This is a genomic window from Klebsiella sp. KTE92 (assembly GCF_000398905.1).
GTDB classification, from domain to species: Bacteria; Pseudomonadota; Gammaproteobacteria; order Enterobacterales; family Enterobacteriaceae; genus Klebsiella; species Klebsiella variicola.
Map to the genome: position 1 here is coordinate 1005862 of NZ_KB976100.1, position 11823 is coordinate 1017684.

Annotated in this window: 10 protein-coding genes; 7 read left to right on the forward strand and 3 right to left on the reverse strand. The window is 58.9% G+C overall.

What is annotated here, in order from left to right; all coding sequences use genetic code 11:
* Positions 1 to 11: 11 nt before the first annotated feature.
* Positions 12 to 1307 (forward strand): phosphate regulon sensor histidine kinase PhoR, encoded by a 1296-nt coding sequence (gene phoR, locus A1WC_RS20330; RefSeq protein ID WP_012968845.1) that lies wholly within the window; start codon positions 12 to 14, stop codon positions 1305 to 1307.
* An 80-nt stretch (positions 1308 to 1387) separates the two neighbouring features.
* Here the strand turns inward: phoR and A1WC_RS27805 are convergent, their stop codons facing one another.
* Positions 1388 to 1729, reverse strand: a complete 342-nt coding sequence (locus A1WC_RS27805) for a hypothetical protein (RefSeq protein ID WP_153242733.1) — start codon at positions 1727 to 1729, stop codon at positions 1388 to 1390.
* Between A1WC_RS27805 and brnQ the strand changes: the two genes are divergently transcribed.
* From brnQ to malZ, 3 genes are all read left to right on the forward strand, one after another.
* Positions 1721 to 3040 (forward strand): branched-chain amino acid transporter carrier protein BrnQ, encoded by a 1320-nt coding sequence (gene brnQ, locus A1WC_RS20325; RefSeq protein ID WP_016160369.1) that lies wholly within the window; start codon positions 1721 to 1723, stop codon positions 3038 to 3040. The genes A1WC_RS27805 and brnQ overlap by 9 nt on opposite strands.
* An 85-nt stretch (positions 3041 to 3125) precedes the next feature.
* Positions 3126 to 4499: a proline-specific permease ProY gene (gene proY, locus A1WC_RS20320; protein WP_008805358.1), complete on the forward strand. Its 1374-nt coding sequence runs from the start codon at positions 3126 to 3128 to the stop codon at positions 4497 to 4499.
* Between the two features lie 150 nt (positions 4500 to 4649).
* Positions 4650 to 6467 carry a maltodextrin glucosidase gene (gene malZ / locus A1WC_RS20315; RefSeq protein ID WP_008805359.1) on the forward strand — a complete coding sequence of 606 codons (1818 nt, stop codon included), beginning with the start codon at positions 4650 to 4652 and terminating at the stop codon, positions 6465 to 6467.
* Here the strand turns inward: malZ and A1WC_RS20310 are convergent.
* Positions 6464 to 7366, reverse strand: coding sequence for a LysR substrate-binding domain-containing protein (locus tag A1WC_RS20310; protein WP_012968843.1), 903 nt, complete (start codon positions 7364 to 7366; stop codon positions 6464 to 6466). The two genes, malZ and A1WC_RS20310, sit on opposite strands and share 4 nt — an antisense overlap.
* A gap of 268 nt (positions 7367 to 7634) precedes the next feature.
* Between A1WC_RS20310 and A1WC_RS20305 the strand changes: the two genes are divergently transcribed.
* The 3 genes from A1WC_RS20305 (at position 7635) to A1WC_RS20295 (ending at position 10900) form a co-directional block, all read left to right on the forward strand.
* Entirely contained in the window at positions 7635 to 8276 is a 642-nt protein-coding gene (locus tag A1WC_RS20305; RefSeq protein ID WP_002890357.1) for a hydrolase, read from the forward strand.
* Positions 8277 to 8461: 185 nt separating this feature from the next.
* A complete protein-coding gene (locus A1WC_RS20300) occupies positions 8462 to 9007 on the forward strand; it encodes an antibiotic biosynthesis monooxygenase (protein ID WP_008805362.1) in 546 nt (181 codons plus the stop codon).
* 24 nt (positions 9008 to 9031) lie between these two features.
* The gene (locus A1WC_RS20295; RefSeq protein ID WP_016160370.1) at positions 9032 to 10900 is read left to right on the forward strand and encodes an amidohydrolase; all 1869 of its coding nucleotides are present in this window, start codon (positions 9032 to 9034) and stop codon (positions 10898 to 10900) included.
* A 59-nt stretch (positions 10901 to 10959) separates the two neighbouring features.
* Here the strand turns inward: A1WC_RS20295 and fba are convergent, their stop codons facing one another.
* Positions 10960 to 11814 (reverse strand): class II fructose-1,6-bisphosphate aldolase, encoded by an 855-nt coding sequence (gene fba, locus A1WC_RS20290; RefSeq protein WP_162493339.1) that lies wholly within the window; start codon positions 11812 to 11814, stop codon positions 10960 to 10962.
* Between the last annotated feature and the right edge of the window lie 9 nt (positions 11815 to 11823).

Genomic DNA, 11823 nt, shown 5'->3' on the forward strand with positions numbered 1-11823 from the left:
GAGTGTGACCCGTGCTGGAACGGCTGTCATGGAAAAGGCTGGCGCTGGAGCTCTTTTTAGCGTGTATTCCGGCCCTGATTCTGGGGGCGTTTGTGGGTCATCTGCCGTGGTTTTTACTGGCGGCAGTGACCGGTTTGCTGATCTGGCATTTCTGGAATTTGATGCGCCTGTCGTGGTGGTTGTGGGTGGATCGGAGCATGACTCCTCCGCCTGGACGCGGCAGCTGGGAGCCGCTGCTGTATGGTCTGCATCAGATGCAGATGCGTAATAAAAAGCGTCGACGCGAGCTGGGAAGCCTGATTAAACGCTTTCGCAGCGGGGCGGAATCGCTGCCGGATGCGGTTGTACTGACCACGGAAGAGGGGGCCATTTTCTGGTGTAATGGCCTGGCGCAGCAGATTTTAAACCTGCGCTGGCCGGACGACAGTGGCCAAAATATTCTCAACCTCCTGCGTTATCCCGAGTTCGCCAACTATCTGAAACAGCGTGATTTTTCTAAGCCACTCAACCTGGTGCTGAATAACGCTCGCCATCTGGAAATTCGCGTGATGCCTTACACCGATAAGCAGTGGCTGATGGTGGCGCGCGACGTGACGCAGATGCATCAGCTGGAAGGGGCGCGGCGGAACTTTTTCGCCAACGTCAGCCATGAACTGCGCACCCCGCTGACGGTGCTGCAGGGCTATCTGGAGATGATGCAGGAGCAGGTACTGGAGGGGGCGACGCGGGAAAAAGCCCTGCACACCATGCGAGAGCAAACTCAGCGTATGGAAGGGCTGGTGAAGCAGTTGCTGACGCTGTCGCGCATTGAAGCCGCGCCGGCGCTGGCGATGAATGACCGCATCGACGTGCCGATGATGCTGCGGGTGGTGGAGCGCGAGGCGCAAACTCTCAGCCAGGAGAAACAGACGCTGATCTTCACCGTTGACGAGCAGCTCAAGGTGTTGGGTAATGAGGAGCAACTGCGCAGCGCCATTTCCAATCTGGTCTATAACGCGGTGAACCACACCCCGCCGGGGACCGAAATTCGCGTCAGCTGGCAGCGGACCCCGCAGGGGGCGCTGTTCAGCGTCGAGGATAATGGGCCAGGCATTGCGCCAGAGCATATTCCCCGTTTGACCGAGCGTTTTTATCGGGTGGATAAAGCTCGCTCCCGGCAAACGGGGGGCAGCGGTCTGGGACTGGCGATCGTCAAACACGCGGTCAACCATCATGACAGCCGGCTGGAGATCGACAGCACGGTGGGCAAGGGAACCCGTTTTAGCTTCCTGCTCCCGGAACGATTAATTGCCAGAAACGACGCCTGATCGGCGTGCTGTCAGCTTATCTTGCCAATGACCAGCCCCGGCTGGTCATTTTCGTTGGCATCCCTTTTTTCCTCGCCTATTTAATGAACGCGTGCTGCTTTTTTGTTCGCATGATAAGCCACGGGTTTTCCATCAATATGGTAAATGATTCTGGTGTGAAACTGATAACCAGCATAATCATCTGCTTTTGCGATCGTGCCTTGCTTTAAAACGTTATAAGCGTTTAAATTGCGCCTGCGCAGTCGATGACAGACTGCTTTTGCGTGGTAATACCAAAAACAATTCTTTCCCACGCCGCTTCGGGAGCATATCTCGCTGAGTTTACCGGCAATGGCCGCTGTATCGTCCCTGAGAGGGGAGCGCGGTATTTTTCCATTTTTTACAACACCACATCCACAGGCAGTAATGAATTTATGACCCATCAGTTAAAATCTCGCGACATCATAGCGTTGGGCTTTATGACCTTCGCGTTGTTTGTTGGCGCAGGCAACATAATTTTCCCTCCGATGGTTGGCTTACAGGCGGGCGAGCACGTCTGGACAGCGGCGATCGGCTTCCTGATCACTGCGGTGGGTCTGCCGGTGCTGACGGTGGTGGCGCTGGCGAAAGTCGGCGGCGGCGTTGAAAGCCTGAGCACCCCGATTGGTAAAGTGGCGGGTATCCTGCTGGCGGTGGTGTGTTATCTCGCGGTGGGACCGCTGTTCGCGACCCCGCGCACCGCGACCGTCTCCTTTGAGGTCGGTATTGCGCCGCTGACCGGCGACGGCCCGCTGCCGCTGCTGATCTACAGCGTTATCTATTTCGCGCTGGTGATTCTGGTCTCCCTCTATCCGGGCAAACTGCTGGACACCGTGGGCAACTTCCTTGCGCCGCTGAAAATTATCGCCCTGATTGTGCTGGCGGTCGCGGCCATCATCTGGCCAGCGGGCCCGATCAGCGACGCGCTGGAAGCGTATCGTACGGCGCCATTCTCCAATGGCTTCGTCAACGGCTACCTGACCATGGATACCCTCGGCGCGATGGTGTTCGGGATCGTGATTGTCAATGCGGCACGCTCCCGCGGCGTCAGCGAAGCGCGTCTGTTGACCCGCTACACCGTCTGGGCTGGCCTGATGGCAGGCGTTGGCCTGACGCTGCTGTACCTGGCGTTGTTCCGTCTGGGTTCTGACAGCGCCACTCTCGTGGACCAGTCCGCCAACGGCGCGGCCATTCTGCACTCCTACGTGCAGCACACCTTCGGCGGGGCGGGCAGCTTCCTGCTGGCGGCGCTGATCTTCATCGCTTGTCTGGTGACGGCGGTGGGCCTGACCTGCGCCTGCGCCGAGTTCTTTGCCCAGTATCTGCCGTTCTCCTATCGCGCGCTGGTCTTTATCCTTGGCCTGTTCTCGATGGCGGTCTCCAATCTGGGGCTGAGCCATCTGATTCAGGTGTCAATTCCGGTGCTGACCGCTATCTATCCGCCGTGTATCGCACTGGTTGTATTAAGCTTTACCCGCAGTTGGTGGCATAATTCGTCCCGCGTTATCGCGCCGGCCATGTTTATCAGTCTGATGTTTGGTATCATTGACGGGATTAAGTCATCGGCGTTTGCCGCGATTCTGCCGGCCTGGACCGCGCGTCTGCCGCTGGCGGAGCAGGGCCTGGCCTGGCTGATGCCCACCGCCGTGATGGTGTTCCTCGCGGTGATCTGGGATCGTGCAGCCGGACGTCAGGTGGCCTCCAGCGCCCATTAACAGGCGTTAAGGAAAGCGTTTAACCACGGGACTTCGGGTTCCGTGGTTTTTTATTTTTTGTGTTAAACGGCATTGAAAAACCACGATGGAAAGTAGTAACAAGCTTAAGCGCGGGCTAAGCACCCGGCATATCCGCTTTATGGCCCTGGGTTCCGCCATCGGCACCGGGCTTTTTTACGGCTCAGCCGACGCCATTAAGATGGCCGGACCCAGCGTGCTGTTGGCCTACATTATCGGTGGCGTCGCGGCATATATCATTATGCGGGCGCTCGGTGAGATGTCGGTGCATAACCCTGCCGCCAGCTCATTTTCCCGCTATGCCCAGGAAAACCTCGGCGGACTGGCGGGCTATATCACCGGCTGGACCTACTGCTTCGAAATCCTGATCGTCGCCATCGCCGACGTCACCGCCTTCGGTATCTACATGGGCGTCTGGTTCCCGACGGTACCGCACTGGATCTGGGTGCTCAGCGTGGTACTGATCATCTGCGCCGTCAACCTGATGAGCGTCAAGGTGTTTGGTGAGCTGGAGTTCTGGTTCTCGTTCTTCAAAGTGGCCACCATTATCATCATGATCCTCGCCGGGTTCGGCATTATTATCTGGGGGATCGGCAACGGCGGCCAGCCGACCGGCATTCATAACCTGTGGAGCAACGGCGGCTTCTTCAGCAACGGCTGGCTGGGGATGGTGATGTCGCTGCAGATGGTGATGTTCGCCTACGGCGGCATCGAAATCATCGGTATTACTGCCGGTGAGGCGAAAGACCCGGAGAAATCCATTCCGCGCGCGATCAACTCGGTGCCGATGCGTATTCTGGTGTTCTACGTGGGCACACTGTTCGTCATTATGTCCATCTATCCGTGGAATCAGGTGGGAACCGACGGCAGCCCCTTTGTCCTGACCTTCCAGCATCTGGGCATTACCTTCGCGGCCAGTATTCTTAACTTCGTGGTCCTGACAGCCTCCCTGTCGGCGATTAACTCCGACGTGTTCGGCGTAGGCCGTATGCTGCACGGCATGGCTGAGCAGGGCAGCGCGCCGAAGGTGTTCGCTAAAACATCGCGCCGCGGTATTCCGTGGGTGACGGTGATGGTGATGACTATTGCGCTGTTGTTTGCGGTGTATCTCAATTACATCATGCCGGAAAACGTCTTCCTGGTGATCGCCTCCCTGGCCACCTTCGCCACGGTGTGGGTGTGGATTATGATCCTGTTGTCACAGATTGCCTTCCGCCGCCGTCTGTCGCCCGAAGAGGTCAAGGCGCTGAAATTCAAAGTGCCCGGCGGAGTGGTGACCACGGTAGTCGGCCTGGTGTTCCTGGCCTTTATTATCGCCCTGATCGGCTATCATCCGGATACCCGTATCTCGCTGTATGTCGGTATGGCGTGGATCGGCCTGCTGCTGCTGGGCTGGGTCTTTAAGACCCGTCGCGATCGCCGCCTGGCGCAGGCACAGTAAATGCACCGCCCCGGTCAGCATCACGCGACCGGGGCGGCTTGCAGTCCCGCGTCCTCCCCCGTTATCCTCCCCCAAAAAATCCTGTGATGATGAGTTCTGCGCCTGACGGCTATGGCAAGGTGTGCCCATTCTGCACAATGAGGATTCACGATGTTGAAGGCATGGCACCTTCCGGTTGCACCCTTTATCAAGGTGCAACAGGACCGACTGTTTATTACCCTGTGGTTAAGCGGTGAGTCGCTGCCGCAGCGGATCACGCTGCGCGCGGAAGAGGATAACGAAGAGCTGTCGCTGCCGATGCAGCGGCTCCGTCAGGCGCCGCAGCCAGGCGTGGTGGCATGGCGCGGTGAAATCTCTCTCGCCAGCGGCCAGCCGCGCCGCCGCTACAGCTTTAAGCTGCTGTGGGCCGACCATCAGCGCTGGTTTACGCCACAAGGTTTCACCCGTTTCCCGCCGGCCAGGCTGGAACAGTTTGCCATTGACCTGCCGGACGCCGGCCCGCAGTGGGTGGCCGATCAGGTGTTCTATCAGATTTTCCCCGATCGCTTTGCCCGCAGCGCCGCGCGTGACGCCGACCAGGATGCGGTCTATTACCATCACGCGGCGGGACGGGAGATTGTGCGCAAGGCATGGGACGAACCGCTAACCGGTGAGGCGGGCGGGTCGACGTTCTACGGCGGCGATCTCGACGGCATCAGCGAAAAACTTCCCTACCTGAAGCAACTCGGCGTCACCGCCCTCTATCTGAACCCGGTTTTCGCCGCCCCCAGCGTGCATAAATACGATACCGAGGATTATCGGCGCGTCGATCCGCAGTTTGGCGGCGACGCGGCGCTGCTCCGGCTGCGGCACAACACCCAGCGGGCGGGGATGCGCATGATCCTCGACGGGGTGTTCAACCATACCGGCGATTCCCATCCCTGGTTCGACCGACACCAGCAGGGCAGCGGCGGCGCCGGCCATTATCCGGACTCCCCGTGGCGCGACTGGTTTACCTTCTCAGAGGAGGGGCAGGCGCACAACTGGCTGGGCTATGCCAGTCTGCCGAAGCTCGACTATCGCTCGACCAGCCTGGTCAACGAGATCTATGCCGGCGAGGACAGTATCGTACGCCACTGGCTGAAGGCGCCGTGGAGCATGGACGGCTGGCGTCTGGACGTGGTGCATATGCTGGGCGAAGGCGGCGGGGCGCGGAATAACCTGCAGCATATCGCCGGCATCACTCAGGCGGCAAAACAAACGCAGCCGGAAGCCTTTGTCTTTGGCGAACATTTTGGCGATGCGCGACAATGGCTGCAGGCGGATGCCGAAGATGCGGCGATGAACTATCGCGGCTTTACCTTCCCGATCTGGGGATTCCTCGCCAATACCGATATCTCTTACGATCCGCAGAAGATAGACGCCCAGACCTGCATGGCGTGGATGGATAATTATCGCGCCGGGCTGTCGCATCAGCAGCAGCTGCGGATGTTCAACCAGCTCGACAGCCATGATACGGCGCGCTTTAAATCTCTCCTTGGTAAAGACGTAGCGCGCCTGCCGCTGGCGGTGGTGTGGCTGTTTAGCTGGCCGGGCGTACCGTGTATCTACTACGGCGACGAGGTGGGCGTGGATGGCAACAACGATCCGTTCTGCCGCAAACCGTTCCCGTGGGATCCGGCGCTGCAGGATACCCAACTGTTGGCGCTGTATCAGCGGATGGCGAAACTGCGTAAGGCCCAGCAGGCGCTGCGCTACGGCGGCTGTCAGGTGATTTACGCCGAGGATAACGTGGTGGTGTTTGTCCGGGTCTACAAACAGCAGCGCGTGCTGGTGGCGATTAACCGCGGGGAAGCCTGCGAGGTGGTTATCGAGGATTCGCCGCTGCTGAACGTGGCCGGGTGGACGCTGCTGGAAGGCGCCGGCGCCTTTCAGGACGGGGTGCTGACCCTTCCGGCCATCTCCGCCAGCGTCTGGTCCGGCCGTTAACGGTAGAGCTGGCTCAGCAGGTCGCCGCGGAGGAGCGCCTCCCGCCACCAGCGCTGAGCCAGCCCGTCATTCCCGCTGCGCCAGGCCATGTAGGTGATATCTTTTTCCCGCCAGCAGGCGACGCTTTTCTCCACCAGACTGCCTTTTTCCAGCCATGGGCGAGCGATATGGCGCGGTAGAAAGCCGCAGCCCAGCCCGGCGCACAGCAGTTCGACTTTACTGGCGAAATCATCGACGCCGATTTGCGGCTGCTCGTCGAGGAGATTGCTGTTTAGCGGATGGCAATAACGGGCGCTGTCGCGGATCACGATGGCCCGATGTTGGCTGAGCTGTTTATTGGTCAGTGGCTCCTTCGCCTGAGCCAGCGGGTGGGCGGGGGCAACCACGAAAATATTATCCAGTGCGCCGAGGGTTTGCCATGACCACTCTGCAGAGGTCGGGGGCTCATTGATGGCGCCGAGGATAATATCCGCGCCATGGTGGGTCAGCTCTTCCCACGAACCGGCGAGGGTGTGATGACTGAAGTTCAGCCGCGTCTGCGGATTTTGCGCATAAAACTCGGCGATCAGCGGCAGCAGGGCAGAAAAGGGAAACGAAGCATCGAGAGCGATCGCCAGCTCTCGCTCCCAGCCCGCGCTCAGCTGCTGCGCCTGCTTTTCCAGATCTCTGGCGGCGCTCAACAGCTGCCGTCCCTTCTCCAGCATCAGCCTACCGGTATCGGTAAACTTCGCCCGGTGGCCAGAGCGATCCAACAGCACAATATCCAGATCGCTCTCCAGCTTCTGGATCATATAGCTCAGGGCGGCGGGGGTTTTATACAGCGACTCCGCGGCGGTGGCGAAGGACCCGTGTCTGTCCAGGGCATCAAGGATCATGAGTACATCAAAATTCACACGCATGGGGGAGCTATCCATTAATTTATTTTCCCTTGTTGTACCTAAGCACAATAATCAATGCCAGTGAATAAATCAGAACAGTTTGGCGTAAAAATTTGATTAATGCGGATGCGAGCAAATCCTTGCTACGGGCAAAAAAATAAACCACAAAAAAACTTTAATAACTTGTTAGAAATAACTGGCTATACTCACCATGCTTTATCAGTCAGGATCCACACGACGCATTAACCATCATGTCATCTTTTTAACTCATTGATTAAGAAGGTATTTAATGTCTATTCGTGAACTGCTCGATCCCACTAATTCCGCACTTATCTTTATTGACCACCAGCCGCAGATGTCATTTGGCGTGGCGAATATCGATCGCCAGACCCTGAAAAATAACACCGTGGCGCTGGCGAAAGCGGGCAAAATTTTTAATGTGCCGGTGATTTATACCTCCGTAGAGACCAAAAGCTTCAGCGGTTATATCTGGCCGGAATTATTGGCCGTGCATCCTGACGTCAAGCCGATTGAACGTACCTCGATGAACTCCTGGGAAGACGACGCGTTTGTGGCGGCGGTGAAAGCGACCGGCCGTAAAAAGCTGGTGATTTCCGCCCTGTGGACCGAAGTCTGCCTGACCTTCCCGGCGTTGATGGCGCTGGAGGCGGGCTACGAGGTCTATGTGGTGACGGATACCTCCGGCGGCACCTCTGTCGACGCCCATGAGCGGTCTATTGACCGGATGGTGCAGGCGGGGGCGGTACCGGTGACCTGGCAACAGGTGCTGCTGGAGTACCAGCGCGACTGGTCGCGCAAAGCGACCTACGATGCGGTGATGGACCTCGTACGCGAACACAGCGGCGCCTACGGGATGGGCGTGGATTACGCTTATACCATGGTGCATGGCGCGCCGGAGCGTAAAGCGTAAATCACTTCATCCTTCAGGCTGCCTGATCTTCGGCTGCGTTTACCCGTCCCCGGTCGCTGACTTATCTCCGCTCAGGGGGACGTGCCGGCTTGCCGCCTCGACGTAGCATGAATGATGTTGTGTATGGTCATCTGTGGCTAATGGCGGGAACAATCCCGCCATTCCCCTGAAGCAAGGAACTCTCTATGGCGCAGCAAAAATCGGTGACCCTGGTCATCAGCCATCTGCTCGATCCGCAACACGGCCAGCGCTACGAGGAGTGGCTCGGTAAAATTATGCCCATTGCGGCCGAGTTTCCCGGCCATCTCGGCGCGAATGTGATCCGGCCCGCCGCAGGGCAGAATCTGTGGAGCGTCATAATCCGCTTCGATACCCTGGAGCACCTCTACGCCTGGACGCAGTCGGAAACCCGTCGGCAGCTGGTGGCAGAGATTGCGCCGCTGCTGACGGAAGGCGATCGGACGGAGGTGCGGACCGAGCCGGCCTTCTGGTTTACCCCGCCGACGGCGAACGTGCGCCAGCCGCGGCGCTGGAAACAATTTCTGATCACCCTGCTGGTGATTTTTCCCAGCACCAACCTGGTGCCTGCGGTCACCGGTATGCTGTTGCCGTCGCTCAAAGGGAGCCTGCTGCTGCACCTGATCAATGATGCCTGCGTGGTTGCGCTGGTGGTCTGGTTCTGGATGCCCATCGTGACCCGCCTGTTTGCTGGCTGGTTAAAGAAAAACTGAGTCAGCCTCCTCAAGGAGTGCGTTATGTCGCAAACTGCCACACTGATTCTGACCCACGGTCAGATTCATACCCTCGATCGCGCGAATCCCCTGGCGGAAGCCGTGGCCATCGCCGACGGAAAAATTGTTGCTACCGGAAGCCACGATCGGATCATGAGCTTTGCCGCCGAGGGGACGCAAATCGTCGATCTCAAAGGGCATACGGTGATCCCGGGCCTCAACGATTCTCACCTGCACCTGATCCGCGGCGGGTTGAACTACAACCTTGAGCTCCGCTGGGAGGGCGTTCCCTCGCTGGCCGATGCCCTGCGAATGCTTAAGGATCAGGCGGAACGCACACCGTCTCCGCAGTGGGTGCGGGTGGTCGGCGGCTGGAGCGAATTTCAGTTCGCTGAGCGGCGGATGCCGACCCTGGAAGAGCTGAACGACGCGGCGCCCGATACGCCGGTGTTTGTGCTGCATCTCTACGATCGCGCGCTGCTGAACCGCGCGGCGCTGAAAGCCGTGGGGTATACCAAAGAGACGCCGGATCCGGTGGGCGGAGAGATCGTCCGCGATAGCCGCGGCAACCCGACCGGGATGCTGATCGCCAAACCGAACGCCATGATCCTTTACGCTACTCTGGCCAAAGGGCCGAAGCTGCCGCTGGATCTGCAGGTGAACTCTACCCGCCAGTTTATGCGCGAGCTGAACCGACTGGGGCTGACCAGCGCCATCGACGCCGGGGGCGGCTTCCAGAACTATCCGGAAGATTACGAAATTATCGAACAGCTGCACGCGAAAGATCAGATGACCGTGCGCATCGCCTACAACCTGTTTACCCAGCGGCCGAAGCAGGAGCTGGAGGACTTCGAACGCTGGACCGATATGCTGAAGCCGGGGCAGGGGACCGACTTCTATCGCGCCAACGGCGCCGGCGAGATGCTGGTGTTCTCGGCGGCGGATTTTGAAGATTTCCTGCAGCCGCGGCCGGATCTGCTGCAAGGCATGGAGGATGAGCTGGAGCGGGTGGTGCGCCATCTGGTGGAGCATCGCTGGCCGTTCCGCCTGCATGCCACCTACGACGAGTCTATCAGCCGGATGCTGGACGTGTTTGAGAAGGTGAACCGCGATATCCCGTTTAATGGCCTGCACTGGTTCTTCGATCATGCCGAGACCATTACCGAGCGTAACATTGAGCGGGTGAAGGCGCTGGGGGGCGGTATTGCGGTGCAGCACCGGATGGCCTTCCAGGGCGAATACTTTGTCGATCGCTATGGTAAAGAGGCGGTGAAACATACTCCGCCGGTAGCGAAAATGCTGGAACTGGACGTGCCGGTGGGGCTGGGCACCGATGCCACCCGCGTCGCCAGTTATAATCCGTGGACCGCACTGTACTGGCTGGTCTCCGGGCGCACCGTTGGCGGGATGGCGATGTACGACGACGACAACCGCCTGCCGCGCGATGTCGCGCTGGAGATGTGGACGGCGGGCAGCGCCTGGTTCTCCAGCGAGCAGGGCAAGAAAGGCCGTCTGGCCGCCGGTCAGCTTGCCGATCTGGTGGTGCTGTCGAAAGACTACTTCAGCGTCGCAGAAGAGGAGATCAAAGGCATTGAGTCCGTGTTAACGGTGGTTGATGGTAAAGTGGTGTACGCTGCCGGTCACTTTTCGCCGCTGGCGCCGCCGCCCATTCCGGTGCTACCGGAGTGGTCACCGGTGGTGAAGGTCCCGGGCCATTACCGTTCCGCTCCGCCGGCGGCGGCTAAAATCGGCGCCATGGTGCAGATGCACCAGTGCTGCGGCAGCTGCGGCGTTCACGGCCACCAACATGATATTGCGCGCAGGTCGTCGATTCCGGTCTCCGATGAGCAAGCTTTCTGGGGCGTGCTGGGCTGCTCCTGCTTTGCCTTCTGATACCTTGACGCCTCCGCCCCGGCAGCTTCGGGGCGGAGGTTTCAGCCGCAGGCCCGGCGTCAATAGCGCTGCTGTGAGCCAAAAAGCGCCATGCGGCGGGCAATCATCTCACGTACCGGCTGCAGTCCCTGGGTGATGACTTTCCGCGGATCGTTCACATCGTGCCCGGTATCGGCGGCAAAGATCGCTTTCACCTGCTGGCACCAGGCGTACATGTTTTCGGTATTGACGTTAATCTTGGCGGTGCCGCAGGCAATCGCCCGGCGCATATCCTCATCGGCAATACCGGTGCCGCCATGCAGCACCAGCGGGACCTTCACGCGCTCGGCAATGGCTTTCATCTCAGTAAATCCCAGCCGGGCTTTACCTTTATACAGACCATGGGTGGAACCCAGCGCGGCGGCGAGGCAATCCACCTGCGTTTCTGTCACCAGGGTGTAGCACTCTTCAGGATCGGCGTAAATGACCTCGGAGTTAACGATACCATCTTCACTGCCGGCGATGGTCCCCAGTTCGGCTTCCACGGAGATGCCCTTGCTGTGCGCCAGCGCCACCAGGTGGCGGGTGATGGTCAGGTTTTCCCTGAACGGCAGATGTGAACCATCAAACATAATGGAACTGAAGCCGGCAGCGATCGCGGCTTCGCAGGCCTCCTGGGTAGTGCCGTGATCCAGATGCAGAGCCACCGGAATATCAATATGTAAATAATCTATGGCATTCACCACAATATCATGAATACATTTTAGCCCGAGCATATGCTTAACCGTGCCGCCGGACACGCCCAAAATAACCGGTGAGCGGCACTGCTGGGCGGTGCTTAATACGGCGCCGACCCATTCCAGATTATTAATGTTGAACTGACCGACGGCGTAACCGTTCTTTAGGGCATGCTGAAGCATGTCCTTCATCGACACTAACATAGT